This window comes from Stenotrophomonas sp. 01N47 (assembly GCF_056399165.1).
Map to the genome: position 1 here is coordinate 76,365 of NZ_JBFTQU010000012.1, position 17,324 is coordinate 93,688.

17 protein-coding genes are annotated in these 17,324 nt (G+C 65.1%); 11 read left to right on the forward strand and 6 right to left on the reverse strand.

Annotation, left to right across the window (positions count from 1 at the left end; all coding sequences use genetic code 11):
• Positions 1–224 precede the first annotated feature (224 nt).
• The gene (locus AC1DKR_RS19240; protein WP_223497144.1) at positions 225–707 is read left to right on the forward strand and encodes a DUF421 domain-containing protein; all 483 of its coding nucleotides are present in this window, start codon (positions 225–227) and stop codon (positions 705–707) included.
• A 37-nt stretch (positions 708–744) separates the two neighbouring features.
• Here the strand turns inward: AC1DKR_RS19240 and AC1DKR_RS19245 are convergent, their stop codons facing one another.
• The 6 genes from AC1DKR_RS19245 to AC1DKR_RS19270 all read right to left on the reverse strand — a co-directional run bounded on the left by AC1DKR_RS19245 (position 745) and on the right by AC1DKR_RS19270 (position 7,904).
• Positions 745–2,265 (reverse strand): hypothetical protein, encoded by a 1,521-nt coding sequence (locus AC1DKR_RS19245; protein WP_312109268.1) that lies wholly within the window; start codon positions 2,263–2,265, stop codon positions 745–747.
• A gap of 130 nt (positions 2,266–2,395) precedes the next feature.
• Entirely contained in the window at positions 2,396–3,292 is an 897-nt protein-coding gene (hemF, locus tag AC1DKR_RS19250; protein ID WP_312788025.1) for an oxygen-dependent coproporphyrinogen oxidase, read from the reverse strand.
• A gap of 10 nt (positions 3,293–3,302) precedes the next feature.
• Positions 3,303–4,484, reverse strand: a complete 1,182-nt coding sequence (locus AC1DKR_RS19255) for a hypothetical protein (protein ID WP_442244216.1) — start codon at positions 4,482–4,484, stop codon at positions 3,303–3,305.
• A 37-nt stretch (positions 4,485–4,521) separates the two neighbouring features.
• Positions 4,522–5,085, reverse strand: coding sequence for a hypothetical protein (locus tag AC1DKR_RS19260; RefSeq protein WP_223497138.1), 564 nt, complete (start codon positions 5,083–5,085; stop codon positions 4,522–4,524).
• A gap of 30 nt (positions 5,086–5,115) precedes the next feature.
• Positions 5,116–5,535 (reverse strand): NUDIX hydrolase, encoded by a 420-nt coding sequence (locus AC1DKR_RS19265; RefSeq protein ID WP_312787764.1) that lies wholly within the window; start codon positions 5,533–5,535, stop codon positions 5,116–5,118.
• Positions 5,532–7,904 carry a S9 family peptidase gene (locus AC1DKR_RS19270; RefSeq protein WP_478034510.1) on the reverse strand — a complete coding sequence of 791 codons (2,373 nt, stop codon included), beginning with the start codon at positions 7,902–7,904 and terminating at the stop codon, positions 5,532–5,534. The genes AC1DKR_RS19265 and AC1DKR_RS19270 overlap by 4 nt, the downstream gene beginning before the upstream one ends.
• A 167-nt stretch (positions 7,905–8,071) precedes the next feature.
• Here AC1DKR_RS19270 and AC1DKR_RS19275 point away from each other — a divergent pair, with 167 nt between their 5' ends.
• From AC1DKR_RS19275 to cydB, 10 genes are all read left to right on the forward strand, one after another.
• Positions 8,072–8,401, forward strand: a complete 330-nt coding sequence (locus AC1DKR_RS19275; protein WP_025878030.1) for a hypothetical protein — start codon at positions 8,072–8,074, stop codon at positions 8,399–8,401.
• A gap of 37 nt (positions 8,402–8,438) precedes the next feature.
• Entirely contained in the window at positions 8,439–9,092 is a 654-nt protein-coding gene (locus AC1DKR_RS19280) for an RNA polymerase sigma factor (RefSeq protein WP_478034512.1), read from the forward strand.
• Positions 9,089–9,304 (forward strand): hypothetical protein, encoded by a 216-nt coding sequence (locus AC1DKR_RS19285; protein WP_478034514.1) that lies wholly within the window; start codon positions 9,089–9,091, stop codon positions 9,302–9,304. The genes AC1DKR_RS19280 and AC1DKR_RS19285 overlap by 4 nt, the downstream gene beginning before the upstream one ends.
• A 326-nt stretch (positions 9,305–9,630) precedes the next feature.
• Positions 9,631–9,939, forward strand: a complete 309-nt coding sequence (locus AC1DKR_RS19290; RefSeq protein ID WP_313250347.1) for a hypothetical protein — start codon at positions 9,631–9,633, stop codon at positions 9,937–9,939.
• A 51-nt stretch (positions 9,940–9,990) separates the two neighbouring features.
• Positions 9,991–11,208, forward strand: coding sequence for a hypothetical protein (locus AC1DKR_RS19295; RefSeq protein ID WP_478034516.1), 1,218 nt, complete (start codon positions 9,991–9,993; stop codon positions 11,206–11,208).
• A complete protein-coding gene (locus AC1DKR_RS19300) occupies positions 11,205–11,831 on the forward strand; it encodes a hypothetical protein (RefSeq protein ID WP_478034518.1) in 627 nt (208 codons plus the stop codon). Before AC1DKR_RS19295 ends, AC1DKR_RS19300 begins: the two co-directional genes overlap by 4 nt.
• A 224-nt stretch (positions 11,832–12,055) precedes the next feature.
• The gene (locus tag AC1DKR_RS19305) at positions 12,056–13,354 is read left to right on the forward strand and encodes an ABC transporter permease (RefSeq protein ID WP_394196997.1); all 1,299 of its coding nucleotides are present in this window, start codon (positions 12,056–12,058) and stop codon (positions 13,352–13,354) included.
• Between the two features lies 1 nt (position 13,355).
• A complete protein-coding gene (locus AC1DKR_RS19310) occupies positions 13,356–14,555 on the forward strand; it encodes an ABC transporter permease (protein WP_478034521.1) in 1,200 nt (399 codons plus the stop codon).
• 130 nt (positions 14,556–14,685) lie between these two features.
• On the forward strand, positions 14,686–16,083 hold the full coding sequence (locus AC1DKR_RS19315; protein WP_223497131.1) for a cytochrome ubiquinol oxidase subunit I: 1,398 nt from the start codon (positions 14,686–14,688) through the stop codon (positions 16,081–16,083).
• Between the two features lies 1 nt (position 16,084).
• Entirely contained in the window at positions 16,085–17,098 is a 1,014-nt protein-coding gene (cydB, locus tag AC1DKR_RS19320) for a cytochrome d ubiquinol oxidase subunit II (RefSeq protein WP_025878022.1), read from the forward strand.
• Positions 17,099–17,324 lie beyond the last annotated feature (226 nt).

Here is a 17,324-nt window from a genome sequence, read left to right on the forward strand (position 1 = left end):
ATTGGGCCCCTTCACGAACCGTTAGTGTTCGGAGTGCTTCTATAACTCCCGACAGGCGCAATGCCTGTCGTGGATCTCTCCCATCCCCTGGAGCAGATCTCGGAACGGGGGCTCCTCCCCAAGCGCCCGTTCCCCGGCCCCGTTGACCTCCCCCTGGTCAGCGGGGCTTTTTATTTTTGCGCTGCTGCGCCACGCTGGGCCACCGCCCAGCAGGGAAACCCGCGATGCCCGATCTGTTCGACTTGGCGATGCCGTGGTGGGAATTCATCCTGCGCGCGGTGGTGGTCTACGCAGTCGTGCTGGGCATGGTCCGGCTCAGCGGCAAGCGCGCGCTGGGACAGGTCACCCCGTTCGACGTGCTGCTGATCGTGCTGCTGGGCAACGCGGTGCAGAACGCATTGCTGGGCACCGATACCTCGCTGGCCGGCGGCCTGCTGCTGGCCGCCACGCTGATCCTGCTGAACTATGGCGTAGGCTGGATCACCGCCCGCAGCCGCCGCATGGAACGGCTGATCGAGGGCGAACCGGTGGTGATCGCGCGCAACGGCAAGCTCTTCGACAGTGTGCTGCGGCGCGAGCTGGTCAGCCGCGCCGATTTCGATGTCGCCATGCGCCAGCAGAGCTGCATCGGCGTGGAAGAAGTGGAACTGGCACTGCTGGAAACCAACGGCCACATCACTATCATTCCCAAGCGCAAGGACGAGTGAGCGGGTGCGGTGGGCCGTCGTGGTGCTGCGCTTGCTGCTATTGCTCCGCGGCCTGCGCCTTCATGCCGGCCCAGTCACGTGTGGCGTCCACATCGCAGGCTACATGGGTGCCCTTGCCGTCCTTGGCGCAGATCGCCGCCATCGTCTGCGGTACCTTGGGGTCGGCAGTATGTGCATAGCCTGCGGCGAGCCCCAGGCAGCCATCGCGCACGCCGGCGCTGCACAGCTTGATGAAATAGGGCTGGGCCTGCGCCCACTTCTCCGCGCTGTGCAGTTCCTCACCCGCGACCTTGCAGCCGAGCAGCTTGCCGTCGTTGCAGCATGACGCGGCACCGCCCTTGCGGGCCAGGATCGGGCAGTCCAGCGGCTGCGGAATCTCCACGAATGCCGGCGGCGGCTGGCAGCTCGTCGCGGACTTGTCCATGCGCTGGTAGTAGCCGTAGCGGTTGTCCTTGTCCATCCCGGCCAGGGTTCCGTTGCTCAGTGGCTGCAGTACGAAATCGCTGCCGACGTCACGACTGATCAGGATCCTGCCGTCCTGCACGCGTGCGCGCAGGCGGGTGCCGACACCCTCCACTTCGACCAGGCCGGCATCCAGGAACCGCAGCGGCGACAGCAGGCCAAGCTCGGCCTCGAAGCGGCCGCAGGGAAGCGCGGTAGCCGCGACCGGGGTCAGCGCCGCCGGCGCCAGCGGGGTCAGCATCGCCAAGCCCTTGGCCGGGCCACAGGCGTAACTGCCCTCGCGCTGCGTGCAGGAGCGCTGCAGGGCCTGCTGCGCCTGCTGCAGGCGTCCGCCGTTCCACAGCGCCTCGGCCACGTTGCTGCAGAATGACTCGCCCTGCTGCTGCGCGCACAGCGCCGCCAGTTCGTCCAGCTGCGCTGCTGGCAGCGGTGCGTCCAGCGTCCGCTCCAGGCCCATCACCGCCCTGCCCATCAGTTCGCCGGCCATGGCCTTCATGACGGCCATGCACGCTTCTCCCTCCTCGGGCGATGCGTCATCGCGGCAGTAGGGCGGCATCTGCGGCTCGGCCTGGGCACGCTGCGGCTGAGCCTCCTCGGCCTGGCGCTGGTAGGTCTCCTGCAGTTGGGTGCAGGCCGCCTCCACGCCCTCGCTGCACCAGGCGTGCAGCTGCGTGGGCGCGGCCTCGGGCAGTGCCTCCAGGCAGTCGCTGGTGTCGGCCATGCAGCTGCCTTCGACCATCTCCGGTACCGGCTTGCAGGCGGCCGCTGCTCGCAGGTGGAACGTGTGGTACCCGCCGGTGACCGTACGGTCGTTGTCGCTGAACTCCCAGTTCTCCAGGCGGCCGGTGGACAGGTTGCCAGTGCCCAGCAGGTTGTCCTGGCGTACCAGCCGCAGCCGTTCCGTGGCCTGGTAGGGGCCCGAAAGGAAGCCGTGGGCTTCGCTTTCGATGGTCAGGCTGGCGTTGCCATCGTCCTGCAGGTAAGTGCCGCAGGCCATCGACTGCGCAGCCACCGGCAGGCTGGGCACGGCCAGCGCGAGCAGCAGCATGGCGCGCCAGGTGGTCATCCGGCGGCGTAGGGAAACAACAACGGGCATCACGGTCTTCCTTGATTCAAAACAAGAGGGGGAATGAAGCCGAGCACGCCGCAGCGGGGCCACCGCCACGCGTGCGGCGGTGCCGGGATTGCGCAGCGGCAACGCGTGCAGCGTCCCGTGCCCGAAGCGCCTACAGCCAGTCGCGGGGCACCAGGTAATCGGCCAGGCGCGCTTCGGCGCTGCCGTCTTCCGGGCTGAAGCCGTACTCCCAGCGCACGCGCGGGGGCAGGCTCATCAGGATGCTCTCGCTGCGGCCGCCGCTCTGCAGGCCGAACAGCGTGCCGCGGTCGTAGACCAGGTTGAACTCCACGTAGCGGCCACGGCGGTACAGCTGGAACTCGCGCTCGCGTTCGCCGTAGGGCGTATCCTTGCGCTGCTGCACGATCGGCAGGTAGGCATCGAGGAAGCCATCGCCGACCGCACGCAGGTAGGCGAAATCGCGTTCGAAATCGCCGTGCAGATCATCGAAGAACAGACCACCCACACCGCGCGTCTCATTGCGGTGGCGCAGGAAGAAATACTCATCGCACCAGCGCTTGTGCGCCGCGTAGCGCTCTTCACCGAACGGTGCACACAGATCGCGTGCCACCCGATGCCAGTGCTGCACGTCCTCGTCGAACGGGTAGAACGGGGTCAGGTCGAAGCCACCGCCGAACCAGCTGGCCACCACTTCGCCATCGCGCTGTGCCTGGAAGAAACGCACGTTGGCGTGGGTGGTCGGCACGTAGGGATTGAGCGGGTGGAACACCAGCGACACCCCGGTGGCGCGCCATGAGGCACCGGCCAACTCTGGCCGGTTGGCGGAGGCCGAGGGCGGCAGGCGGCTGCCGGCCACATCGGAAAAGCCGATGCCGGCCTGCTCGAACACTGCGCCATCGCGCAGCACGCGGGTGCGACCGCCGCCGCCCTCGGCACGCTGCCACAGGTCTTCCTGGAAGCGTGCCCGGCCATCGGCGGACTCGATCGCCGCACAGATGCGGTCCTGCAGGTCGGTGAGGTAGGCGCGAACGCGCTCGAATTCGTTCATGGCGCGTACTTTACCGCAGGGACGTGCGCGGGCCCTCGCTGGCTGCGCATTGCGTCGTGCCCGGCTGGCGCTGGTAACGCTGGTAGCCGGTCCAGGCATCCATGCCCAGCAGGTCGCCATTGGCCAGCAGGCGCAGCACATGATCGCTGCCGTGGTCATTGCGCAGGTGGATGGCACCGTCCAACAGGCGTACTTGCGAGCGCTGGCCACCGATCGTCGCGTAGCCATCGTCACCGAACGCAACCGCATCGAGGGTGCCGCCGTCGGCCCGGTACAGGCCACAGGGCGACTCGGTCGCATCGACCAGGCGCAATGCAGCACCGAGTGCCTGCAGGGGCTCGACCCGTTCGCATGCGCTGTAGCGACCGCTGTCGCAGACCACCTGCAACGCCTGCACGGCCGCCCGCGGATCGCGCGCATTCAACTGCTGCTCGGCCACTTCGGTGCAGAAGCGGCCAGCACGCTGCTGCAGGCACAGCTGCTGCAGCTGGTCGCGCTGCGCCGCCGGCAGTTCCACCCACGCTGGATCGATGCCACGGGCGAACGCCTGGCCGCTGGCCTGTGCCACGGCGGCGGCCAACGCGTCACGACGGGCATCACGGCAGGTCAGTACCTCCTCGCGCTCCGCATCGGTGGTGCAGGGCGCCGGTGCGGCGGTAGCCAGCGCTACGCCCTTGGCAGACGCGGCGGCGAGGAGCGCATCGTCCACGTAGCCCAGCAACAGGCCGCTGCAGGCCGCGCCCACGCCCTGTTGGCAGGCGGTCAGCAGCTGCGGCGGCGTCGCCGCGTGCAGGCGAGCCATGCAGCGGTTCGCATCGGCCAGGCAGCTGCCGGCGGCGTTCACGGCCACCGGCTGGCAGACCGCCGGTGCACGCAGCTGGTAGTCCTGCAGCGTGTCGTTGATGCGCCTGCCATCGGCACTGGCAGTGAGCGCTGTTGCCACGCCGTCATCCAGGTTGACCAGCACCAGGCCGTTGCCATCGCGTTCGATCTGCAGCGATTCGAGATCAAAGCCCGTCGCCAGGCGACGGCCCCGGTTGTGTGAATCGATCACCAGCGCGGCATCATTCTGCGAATTGACGTACCGGCCACATCGCAGCGGCGCGGGCGTGGAAGCGGAGGCTGCGGCCGGCGCCGGCGGGGTGGCCAGCAGCGCAGTGACGACCAGAAGCATTCGGAGCAGGGCAGGCATGCGACATCCTTGTCGAAGGCGGAACGCGGGAGGGGAGTCAGCGGAAGCGGCAGCGGATGTCCGGTCGCAGCAGGCGCCAGCCCAGCCAGCCCTGCAGCCCCGCGAACAGCACCGAGGTACCGACCAGTGTCAGGGTGAACAGCACACGCTGCACCTGCAGCTCATGCTGCGCCGTGGGGTCGCTGGCGAGCAGCGCGATCAACACCAGCAGCAGGCGGTCCATCCACCAGGCGATCACGAAGTTGGCCAGCGCGCTCAGGCCGAGCATCCACACATAGGCCCACAGCCCCCACCGGCGCCCGCGCCACAGGCCCCAGCTGGCCAGGGTCGAGACCAGGCAGAGCAGGGCAACCAGCAGCGAGGTGGCCGCCGGGTGTTTCAGCATCCACCACAGGCTGCCGTCGAGCTGCTGCTCCCACGCTACTGTCACCAGCGTGGTCCAGAATTCGGTGCGGGCCAGTGCCGCCGCCATCAGCGCCTGCGCGAGGAAGTAGAGGGTGACCAGCAGGCACAACCAGAACGAGCCCTGCGCCACTGCGCCGACCCAGTTGTTGGGTGGAGGTGGGGTGGGGGCGGGAATCGGGGGAATCGAGGCTGACATCCGTTGTCCGGCTGGGCGGTGCCCGCTTCGTCAGCGAGCCGTCGCCAGGGCGGCGACCGCCGGCAGGATATGGTGTTCGCTCAAGGGTGCCAAGGGCTGGCCGTGCGGCGGCTGCAGCGGTACCCAGGCCAGTTCGGCGATCTCCGCACGCGCGCACGGCTCACCTTCGATCCAGACCCGCCAGGCCTGTGCCTGCACGCGGTGGCCGGGCTCGTTCACCGCCCAGTCCTCGAAACTCCCGAGTGCGATGGCGGAAGCGGTGTGCAGCTGCACGCCCAGTTCCTCGTCCAGCTCGCGTGCCAGTGCCTGCAGCGGCCCCTCGCCCGGCTCGGGCTTGCCGCCCGGCTGCATGAAGCGGCTGGCACCGTGCTTGCGCACGACCAATGCCCGGCCGCGATCATCGAGGATGACCGCGGCCACGATATGGATCGTGGCCGCGGCAGCACTCACTTCAGGTTCTGCTCGAACAGTTTGAGGATGCGCTTGTACTGGTCCAGCCAGGAATCAGCACGCACGTAGCCGTGGCGCTCCAGCGGGTACGGCGCGATCGACCAGTTGTCCTTGTGCAGCTCGATCAGACGCTGGGTCAGGTTCACCGAATCCTGGAAGAACACGTTGTCGTCCATCATGCCGTGGGCGATCAGCAGGTTGTCCTGCAGGTTCTGTGCGTACTCGATCGGCGACGACACGCGGTACGCCTCCGGATCGATGTCCGGGGTGTTGAGGATGTTGCTGGTGTAGCCGTGGTTGTACTGGTGCCAGTCGACCACCGGGCGCAGCGCGGCGCCGGCCTTGAACGTGCCCGGCGAGCGGAACAGGGCCATGAAGGTCATGAAGCCGCCGTAGGAGCCGCCGTAGATGCCGGCGTGGTCACGGTCGCCCTGCTGGGTGTCGACCAGCCAGTCCAGGCCGTCCTTGTAGTCTTCCAGTTCCGGGTGGCCCATGTTGCGGTAGATCGCCGTGCGCCAGTCGCGGCCGTAGCCCTCGCTGCCGCGGTAGTCCATGTCCAGCACGATGTAACCCTTCTGCACCAGCAGGTTGTGGAACATCTGCTCGCGGAAGTAGGCCGGGTAGCGCTGGTGCACGTTCTGCAGGTAGCCGGCACCGTGCACGAACATCACGACCGGGTACTTCTTGCCGGGTTCCTTGTTTTCCGGCTCGTAATACTTGGCCCACACCACACCGGCGCCGTGCTTGGACGGCACTGCCACCAGCTTCGGCTGGATCCACTGGCGCGCCTTGTAGTCGGCGGTGCGGGTGTCGGTCAGCACGCGGGCCTGGCCAGCACCGGTGCTGGGCACCACCGCCAGCTGCGCCGGCAGGTAGGCGCCGGAATAGCGCACCAGCAGCTGCTGGCCGTCCGGCGACAGCGAGAAGTCTTCCACGCCGTTGAGGCTGGTCAGCTCGCGCACCTGGCGGGCAGTGGTATCGACCGCGCAGACTTCGTAGTCATGCGGGGCCTGCTGGTTGCACAGGAAGTAGAAGCCCTTGCCGTCGGCCGACAGCACCGGCGCCGAGGTCTCCCACTTGCCACTGGTCAACGCCTGCGGCTTGCCGCCGCCGGCCTGGGTGTACAGGTGCGAGAAGCCCGATTCCTCGGACAGCAGCCACAGCGTGCGGCCATCGGCCATCCAGCCGAAATCGTTGAAGCCCCAGTTGATCCAGGCGTTGTCGGTCAGCCGGTGGCGGTTCTGCACGCGGCCGTCGGCAGCGGCAACGCTGACGATCCAGCGGTCCTTGTTGTCGTTGGCGCGCAGCATCACCGCGGCCTGCTGGCCATCAGCGCTCCAGCGGATGCCACCGCCCATGAAGTCGCTCATCACCTGCACGCTGCGGTCGCCCTTCAGCGCGTCCTTGCCGGCCTTGCGGCGCAGCTCGGCCAGCGGATCGGTGCCGATGCCCGGCAGGCTGGACAGCGACAGCTTCTCGGCCTTGCCGCTGCGCACGTCCACGAACCACAGGGTGTGCGGCTCGAAGCCGTTGCGGCCGACGCGGGGACGGGTGTCCTCGGTTTCTTCGTAGCCCGACTCGGTCACGTACAGCGGCATCTTGCCGCCGCGGCCGTCATCGAAGTCCTTCGGCTTGGTGGTCACGATCAGGTGGCCCAGATCCGGCGACAGCACGCTGTCGACGATCTCGACGTCGGCACCCAGGAACACCGGACCCGGTGCGCGGGTCGGGTCGGCCTGGCGCCAGCGCTGGTCCTGGTCCTTCAGCGCCTCGCGCTGTTCGCGGTCGCGGCGCAGGGTTTCCAGCGTGCGCAGCTGCTGGTCGCGCAGCACGTCGGCCTTCGGCGGCGTGCTGGGATCCTTGTCGGCCTTCAGGCTGGCCACCTGCTGCACGCCGCTGGCGGCGGTCCAGTGGAACCAGTTCTGGCCGACCCGCCAGATCACGCCGTTGTCGGCGGCGAAGTTCACACCGCTGGCGCGCTCGTTGCTGCGGGTCAGCTGGGTCAGTGCGCCGCTGCGCAGGTCGCGCACGAACACGTCGCCGTTGCGCACGAACGCGCTGCGCGTGCGGCTGCGGTCGTACACCGGATCGGCCACGTCCAGGCTGCCGCGCTGGTCATCGGCCACCTGCGCGGCCACGCCACCGGCGATCGGCTGGCGGAAGGTGTCGCGCACCGGGCTGCCGTTGCGCTTCAGCTGGTACTCCACCTGCTGGCTGTTCCACGACCACCAGGCCTTCTCCACCGGCGGACCGATCCAGTCCGGGTCAGCCATGGCCTGTTCGATGGTGATCGGTGTCGGCGCAGCCTGCGCGGCCGGAGCGGCCAGCACGGCAGACAGCAGGAGGGACAGGGGCAGCACTCGGGACATGGGCGGACGGCACCAGAAGAGGAAACCGGGCAAGCGTAGCAGCCGCAACGGCCGGGGGAGGGGGCCACAGGTCATGACAGCGGGATCGGCAAAGCGGTGCAACCGGTCGGTAGGGCCGCGCATCCAATCTCCTGAACCCGCATCATCTACCTGATAGGAGCACGACCATGCAGGAACTCATCCCGATCACCCTCTTCATCTGCATCGCCTATGCGATCCATGCCATCGCCGATGCGCGTGCGCGCAGCAAGCTGGTGGCACCGCACGTACCGGAAGAGGTGATCCGCTCGCTGGCGGTGCTGGAAGAGGAACGCCGCCGCCAGGGCGCGCTGCGCTGGGGCATCAGCCTGGTCTGCCTGGCGCTGGCCATGGCGCTGCTGGAGGCCATCGGTGCACGCGACCTGACGTTCGGCGCAGCTGCCGCGCTGGTCGGCAGCGCAGGGCTGGGCCAGCTGCTGGCTTGGCACTTCACCCGCCCCGCCACGCGCAAGGGCTGAGCCGGCGCATGCTGCGGGCACAGGGGGAGCCCCTCGCATGAGCCTGCTCAGGGGAGCGCTGACTGCACTGCGGGGGCGGCATCGACCGGCTGCCGCGGCGGCCACCACACCCGCCGAGCCGCTGGATGCGGACCAGGCCCTGGTGCGCGCGATCATCGACGGCTCGCAAGCGGCCTTTGCGCAGTTGGTGGAAACACATCAGCGCACCTGCGCGCATGTGATCGGGCGCATGGTTGGCGACCGCGACCAGGTGGCCGACCTGCTGCAGGAAACGTTCCTGGCGGTATTCCGCCAGCTGCACCGGTTCCGTTTCGAATCCTCGCTGCGCACCTGGATTTCGCGCGTGGCCTACACCACCGCGCTGCAGTACCTGCGGCGGCGGCGGCTGGAAGCGCAGTGGATGGTGGCGGTGGAGGCCCCCGAGGAACTGGGGGTTGGTGACGAGGGTCCGGGTCCTTCCGAACTCAGCGAGACATTGCAGGCCGGCCGCCACCTCGGCGCGGCGTTGGAGCGATTGAGTGCGCCGCAGCGCCTGATCGTGGGCCTGCATTATCTGGAGGATTTCGATCTGGCCGAGATCGAGCAGGTGACCGGGCTGGCCCGGGGTACCATCAAGAGCCACCTGCACCGTGCGCGCCATGTCCTGAAACAGGAGCTGGTGAAGCACGCCACCGCCGGAGAACTGTTGTGAACCGACCGACCGACCCTCGCGATGCGGTAAAGCGCGCGCTGGCGCAGGCGTTGCGTGAGCAGGCGCAGCAGGAAGAAACACCGGATGTGAGCGAGGCGCTGCAGAAGCGCATTACCTCCGAATCGCGCGATAGCGGCGTGGGCTATGTGGTGGTGCAGGTGCTGTTGTTTGGTGCGCTTGTGGCGGGGGCCATCTGGTACTTCTGGCGCTGACCGTATCCGGCGGCGCGTGAGACGCATTCTGCGCGGTCTGGCATATCAATGGACTGCTGATGGATTCCTTCGCATTTGTGAGCCGCGTCAGTCAGTGGCGAATAACGCCGGATTGCGACGTGGCAGCGCCATCGTTCTGGTGCCGGGTCTGCTCTCAATCACTCTGCGTCGGCGCGTCTCATGAGGATAGTTGCAAAGTCCTCCGTCGCTGTTGATATCGATGCACAGCTTGGAGAAATCTCGATCGTCGGCAACCGCTGGCGCTGGTCGGAGCCGCGAAGGCCCGCACCCATTTCCCGCTGTACGAACTTCAATGGAGCTGAATCATGTCGAAGATCGACAAATCTGTGCTTCTCCCCCCAACTCTCATAGCGCTACTTGGCCTGTCAGGCATGGCAACTGCAGCGCAGCCGGACGTGCTTGTGCCGGCTCAGGAGATCTCGATCCTGGAGATCACTATCCAAAGCGAGAGTGCGGTACACGTAATTTCTGGCGATCATGAAATCGCAGGAACCCAGTGCACCAGCTATTCAAGTGGAGGTACTCATTGTGGCCATTACTCCACAGGGGACCAACAAAAAGAGGTGTTCAAGGGCGATCACGCGGTCCCGAAAATCCAGAAGTTCAACGTCTGATGGAACGAGCGATCGCCATCAAGGCGATCGCTCACCATCCAGGAGCGATTGATGGAGCTGTCCCTTGAAGATCTGAAGCGCGCACTCGATGAACCTGGCAGGACTGCCGACGTGTGCTCGACATTGTTGGGCGCATGGTTCGAAAATATTTCGCGACGCTTGGGTGATGCCCTTTCAGCGAAGGGGAGTGAAGGATCGGAGAGCAGAGCCGCGGTCGATGCGGTCGCCCGGTCCATCCCTCATCTCGACTCGTCGGCAAGGCGAAGGCTTCTTGGTTCGCCATGGGTATCCGGATTCTTGGGCAACCCCTCGGGCGTTGCCTATGAGAATGAGAATGAGAATGGGGAGTCAATTTCGACAATTCACGCGTTGTTGCTCGCCGTGCTCGCGGAGAACCCTGACCGGCAGCATCATTGTGGGTCGAGTGAGCTTTCGGATCACAGTCCTCACGAAAGTGCGCTGGGCGACTGGACTCTCAAGCACCACAGAGGCGGCACTGAAAGGGTGCAGCGTCCCCGACTTGGTGGAGTGATCGTTCTTGATGGGGATAGTCGGCTCTCACGCAGGTACGAGGCAGAGAGCGGGACATTCTGTCGTCCATGCCTGGATATCTCACAGAAGGAGATGGACGCAATAGGAGAAAAGCTCGAAGCGGCTATTCACATGCTGGACGAGGCAGCGCCACATCTGGGCTTGTTGGTTCGAACATTCACAAGGCGTGTGCTTGTGAGGAAGTCAATTGAAGAAGGCGAAGACGTGGCCCTGCTCAATCTCGGCTCGGAGTATCGGCCCATCCACGCAGGTTGTATTCGGATGCTGAATGTCCATCGGACAGAGATGACCGTTGACCTGTGCGCGGAGGCGATTCTGCACGAATCGGTGCACTCCTTCCTGTCAGCGTATGAAGACGTCTACGGAAAATTCATGTCTGGTTCGATCAGGGTTCGGCCTGTTTCGCCGTGGTCAGGAAACTTCATTCCCAATCACTCGCTGGCGCATGCAGTGTTCGTCTATTACGCGATACATCAGCTTCTCGACCACGTGCGGAGGTGTCGCTCCACCTTCGACCCGATCATGCTCAAGAGAATGAAACGAAGGCTGATGCATGTTGATGGTGGGTTCTTCATTGAAAGGAGGATGTCTGCCCTCTTTCTGTTGGACTTTCCCGCGTCGGCGGAATTCATGGGGCTGGTGGACAACGTGCAGAGCGTGATCAAGCGAATTGATCGCCCTTCGGCAGATGGCGAGATCGCAGAGGATCTGACATGACGAGTGGCGCAATTGTCATTCACTCTGACCGGCAGGATGTTGTTGCAGCGGCTCTCAGTGGCATTGGCGGCATCAGCGTGATTCATCTTGACGAGCTGACCTCCGCATGGCCGGTTCAAGAAGCAACGCCCATTGCTCCCATGGACTTTGATCGGATTTGGACGTCTCGTCCGGGTTACGTCATCAACAGGGTGTTTGATCTTTCCTGTTGCGAAATTGGCACGAGGCTCCGAAATTGCGGTTTGCATGAGAACTGGGCGCATGCAGCATTGGGGGTGGTATTGGGTCAGGCCATTGCATTGGCGCATGGGATCGGTCCCCGCGGCGTCAGCAGATCTCGCTTGCCTCTCAACGCGCAGTGGAAGCTGATCGCTGATCGAGCTCCTGGGATCAACGTTCCCCTGTTCGCTTTCGGATTTGGTCATCGTATGCCGGACATTTCGCATCTCAAGGATCCCGTTCAGAAGTCTGTCTGGTCGTACTTCAGATGGGATGGTGAATCAGATGTAACAGAGGGGGAGGATCAATGGCATCCGTTCTTTGTCGAGCGTCCCGATGGAATGCCCGTGATCTGCAGCTATCACGGCGAAGCAATGATCTGGAGTTTCCGCGAGGTCCGGTAGCGATCAATGGCGAGCTCCTTTCCACTCTCGTCGTAGCCTGTCGCGAAACGTTTGACAGCCGAATGGGTGAGGTTCTCTTTTACCAGAAGGATGAGAGGGTCACCTTTTACGCCTTCAGCCCGTATATGGCCAGCGTCGGCGATTCCAACAGAATCAGGGATCTCCTTCTGCGTGGAATGCCCTTCGCTTTTGCCTAGAGGCCAGGCCGACTCCATGGAGGACCCGTGGATTTCTACTACCTTTCTCTTGCGCTGAAACGATTCAGGCAGCGCATCGGTGTCCATATGGCCATCGCTCTCATGCTCGGTGTAGGCGTGGGAACCGCAATGGTGATGCTGTCCATTGTTCTCCAGGCATCATCAGATCCCGCTCCCGGCCGTAGTGGGTCGCTTTTCCGCCCGCACTTGGACGTCCGGCCGACCGTTCAGCGAGCAGGAGACCCCGATTCCGGTCAAGCGCTGACCTGGCCTGATGCCAAAGCACTTCTGAACCAAGGCACGGCGTGGTCGCAGGCTGCCATGGCGGGCGGCGCCGTGACGCTTCTGAAACCCGGACAGTTCAGCGCCAGACTCCGTGCCAGATACGCAACGTCGGAGGTCTTCAACGTGTTGGGGATCGCCATCGTCCAGGGGCGCCCATGGACGGCCGAGGAAGGCCAGTCTGGCAGTCGGGTCGCTGTGCTGTCGCACGCGCTGGCGGCAGTCGAGTGCCCGAAGGGATGCATCGGGCATCAGCTGGAACTGAGCAGGCGCAATTACACGGTCATCGGCGTTGCGGAGGACTGGCATCCAGTGCCGATGTTCCAAGGGGATGTGACGCGCCGTCCTTTCGTGGCGCCCGACCAGATCTATCTGCCCGTTGAAGCTGCCATCGCGGACGAGTTGACCGTGGTCGATGGCATGACGGTCTGGGGTGGAGGACAGGGGGTGGATCTCGCTGGGCCTCAGGTTTCCTGGCTGCAGTTGTGGGCATGGTTGCCCACAGCGGACGATGTGGCTGGGTACAGCGCGACGCTGCGCGGATATGCACACACGAAGGGCCTGCAGACCCATCCGGACACCGATCAGGTTGGCCTTTGGCCGCTGATGAAATGGCTGGACCGGCAAGGGCTTGTGCCCGAGCGCACTCAGATGCAGCTTCGGCTGTCGCTGCTCCTGCTCGTGGTCTGCATTGTCAATGCCGCTGCGCTGCTCGGCTTCAGCCTGGGTGCGCGTCGCCGGGAGCTTGCAATACGTCGTGCGCTGGGTGCTCGGCGGCGGGATGTACTTGCCCAGCTCATGTGGGAATGCGCCTGGTCTGGATTGGCCAGTGCGGCCCTGGCCGCTACCGCGTACGTGACGGGCATGCTGTTGGTCGCTGCGGCCGATGTGCTTCCGTCAGCGATAACTACGCTGGATGCAAGGACAGTTTTGATGGCAGCCGGTCTTGGGTTCGCAACAGCGCTGCTCTGTGCACTCATTCCAGCGCTGGATATCTGCCGGAGCAATTCACTATCGCGGATGTTCGCAAAGGGAGCTGCCTGAGATGCTGGATTCGATGCGGGAAGTCCGGAACCAGGCAGGTCGTGCGGCGCTGCTGTTCGTGCAGGCGGCGCTCGCCAGTCTGGCGTGCACGGTTGCCCTGCAATCCGCCGTAGGCGGTCTTTCAAAGCTGAACATGAGCAGCATTCCAGATGCAGGATCGATTGGCGTCATCCGCGTCTCGGACGTCGAAGGAGGCGTGGAGCCGTCGATGGTGCGATCGGACCTGTCTGCGATCCAGCTTCCCGGCGTCCGGCAGACCGTGGCAAGCGACTCGGTCCCGTTCGGGGGCAGAGCCCATCACTACGGCGCCTGCATCAGCGATGCGGCCATGGCGCATTCCATGGCCACAGGTACGAGCAACGTGGCAGGCTGCGATCGTATTGCTGTGATAACTGCCAGCCCGGGTCTGTTGACGATGCTGGGCGCGGGTATCGTTCTGGGACGCAGCCCGACGGAGCATGAAACTGCCGATGCAGCCGATGTGGTGCTGATCAGTGAAGCGCTTGCCACCCATCTTTTCGGGGCAGAGAACGCAGTTGGCCGTCGGCTGCACTTCGGGCCCGGGAGCAGCAGGGTTGTTGTGGGCGTGTTTTCGTCTGTCATTGGTCCCGCACCGGGAGGAAATGACCGGGATTCACAGTGGGCGTTGTTTCCCGGCTTTCCATCAGGCGCGAACCGGTACTACCTTACGAAGTCCGATCTGGACATTGACCGCATGTTGCTTGACCGCGCCGTCGAAGCGCTGCGGCGCTCCTATCGCATCGTGAACCCGGCAGCCGTTGATACCTTGGCGGGATACCGCGATGCATACGTTCGCGCGGACCGTTTCACGACAGCCATGCTGGCCTTCATGGCCGTGGTGGTCCTGGGTGTCCTGATGGCGGGAGTGTCCGGGGTCGTCGGCGCATGGCTTGACCGAAGAAGACGCTCCATCGGCATTCGACGTACGCTGGGTGCTCGTGGGTCCGTAATTTTTTCCGAGATCATCTTTGAAGTCAGTGTTTTCACCACTTCCGGCGCTCTGCTGGGGGCACTTGCACTTCATCTCGTATGGTCGCCAGAGGACGGCATGTGGATGTCGTCGTGGCTGAGCGGGATGATCGCCGTTGCGCTGGTGACGACGGCAAGCCTCGCCGCGTTGATTCCCAGGGCACTGCGTACCGTACGGGAGTCGCCCCTGGCGCTCTTGAAACCCCTTTAGCCCATTCATCCCAGAGTCCGCCTCCCACCTGCGACAAAGTGAAGCAGCGCGTCACCCGGTCGCATCCCGGTTTAACGATATCCGCCTAAAGTGGTCTGGTATCCCACCGGCACCTGGCAGGAGGCGTCCCTTGGACGCGTTGTTGTTGTCGCGGATCCAGTTCGGATTCGTCATCAGTTTCCACGTACTGTTCCCGGCCTTCACCATCGGTACGGCCAGCTGGCTGGCCTTCATCGAGTGGCGGTGGCTGCGTACGAAATTGCCCGTATGGCGCGAGCTGTATTTCTTCTGGCAGAAGATCTTCGCGGTGTCCTTCGGCATGGGCGTGGTCAGCGGCATCGTCATGGCCTTCCAGTTCGGCACCAACTGGCCGCGGCTGAGCGAAGTGGCCGGCACGGTGATCGGCCCGCTGCTGACCTACGAAGTGCTGACCGCGTTCTTCCTGGAAGCCAGCTTCCTCGGCGTGATGATGTTCGGCTGGGGCCGGGTGTCGCCGCGCCTGCATTTCCTGTCCACCTGCATGGTGGCGCTGGGCACGCTGTTCTCTACCTTCTGGATCCTCTCGTCCAACAGCTGGCTGCATACGCCGGCCGGCTACGAGATGGTCAACGGCATCGTGCATCCCGTCGACTGGTGGCAGGTAGTGTTCAACCCGTCCTTCCCGTACCGGCTGGCGCACATGGCGCTGGGTTCGTTCATCACCACCTGTTTCGTGATCGGTGGTGTGGGCGCGTGGTATCTGCGCAGGGGAACGCACGTGGAAGCGGGGCGGCGGATGTTGATCGCGGCGGTGGCGTTCGCGGCGCTGACCGTGCCGGTGCAGATCTTCGTCGGTGACATGCATGGCCTGAACACGCTGAAGCACCAGCCGATGAAGATCGCGGCGATGGAAGCGCACTGGCATGAGACCAAGGAGGGCGAGGGCGTGCCGCTGGTGGTGTTCGCGCTGCCCAACGAGAAGGAGGAGCGCAACGATTTCGAGGTGGCCATTCCCAAGCTCGGCAGCGTGATCCTCACCCACACCCTGGACGGTACGTTCGATCCGCTGACGTCGGTGCCGGCCAGCGAGCGGCCGCCGGTGACGCCGGTGTTCTTCGCCTTCCGCATCATGGTCGGGCTGGGCACGCTGATGCTGGTGCTGGCCTGGGTCTCGGCCTTCCAGCTGTGGCGGAAGAAGCTGCTGGCCTCACCGTGGCTGCTGCGTGGCTGGAACTGGATGCTGCCCAGCGGCTTCATCGCGCTGCTGTCGGGCTGGTTCGTCACCGAGATGGGACGGCAGCCATGGGTGGTCTATGGCGTGTTGCGTACCGCCGATGCCGTTGGCCCGCAGAGTGCATGGATGACCGCGCTGTCGCTGGGTGTCTATGTGGTCGGCTATGCCTTCGTGTTCGGCTGGGGCATCTGGTACCTGGTGAAGATCCTGCGCCACGGCCCGCAGCCGTACGACGAAGGCCCGTCGCTGGACCATGGCAGCCACACCCCGGCGCGGCCGCTGTCGGCCGCCGACGAACCGCTGGAGGAGCGCTGACATGGACCTGATGACCTGGTTGCCGGTGGCCTGGTTCGCGGTGATCGGCTTTGGCGTGCTGATGTATGTGGTGCTGGACGGCTTCGTGCTCGGCATCGGCATCCTCGCCCCGTTCGCCGAGGACGAGGAACAGCTGGACCTGATGATGAACACCGCCGCGCCGATCTGGGACGGCAACGAGACCTGGCTGGTGCTCGGCGGCGCTGGCCTGATGGCCGCCTTCCCGAAGGCGTATGCCGTACTGCTGTCGGCGCTGTACCTGCCGGTGCTGCTGCTGGTGGTGGCGCTGGTGTTCCGTGGCGTGGCCTTCGAGTTCCGCTTCAAGGCGCACCGTTCACGGCGGCTGTGGAGCGTGGCGTTCGGCCTCGGTTCGCTGCTGGCCACGTTCGCCCAGGGCGTGATCCTCGGCACGCTGGTGCAGGGCCTGCCGCTGGTCGATGGCGTGTACCAGGGCGGCGCGTTCGGCTGGTTCAGCCCGTTCGCGATGCTGACCGGTGCCGCGCTGGTAGCCGGCTACGCACTGCTGGGCAGTACCTGGCTGATCCTGAAGACCGAAGGCCGCGTGCAGGCGCTGGCCCGGCAGATGACCCGCCCGCTGGTGGTGGCGGTGATCGCGGCAATGGGCCTGGTCAGCAGCTGGCTGCCGTTCCTGCAGTCGCGGCTGATGGACCGCTGGTTCAGCGACGGCAACTTCTGGTGGTTGTCGCCGGTGCCGCTGCTGACCTTGGCGGTGGCCATCGCGCTGTGGCGCAGCGCCACCCATCCGCGTCGCGACCTGCCGCCGTTCCTGCTCAGCCTGGCCTTGTTCGTGCTTGGCTTCGCTGGCCTGGTGCTGGGCATGTGGCCGTACCTGCTGCCGCCGTCGATGACGCTGTGGCAGGCCGCCGCGCCGGCCTCGTCGCTGGGCTTCACCCTGGTGGGGCTGGTCGTGCTGCTGCCGGTGATCCTGGGCTACACGGCATGGTCTTACCGGGTGTTCCGCGGCAAGGTACGCGCCGACGCCGGCTATCACTGAACCGGTTCGCTGGATCGGTCCATGAGGGGGGCGGTCGCTGACCGCTCCCCGTTGTGCTTTGTGAAACATGTCATCCCTGTGTCGGACGTGCTAGCGTGCGCTCCTTTCCGGCAGCCAGGGGGGCAGCCGGCGACGTCCTGGACGGATGCATGGCTGCAGGAATGGGGGGCAGCCGCGTGTCGCCGTAATGGCTCGAGACTCTCGTTCGCCCATCGAAACATCACCG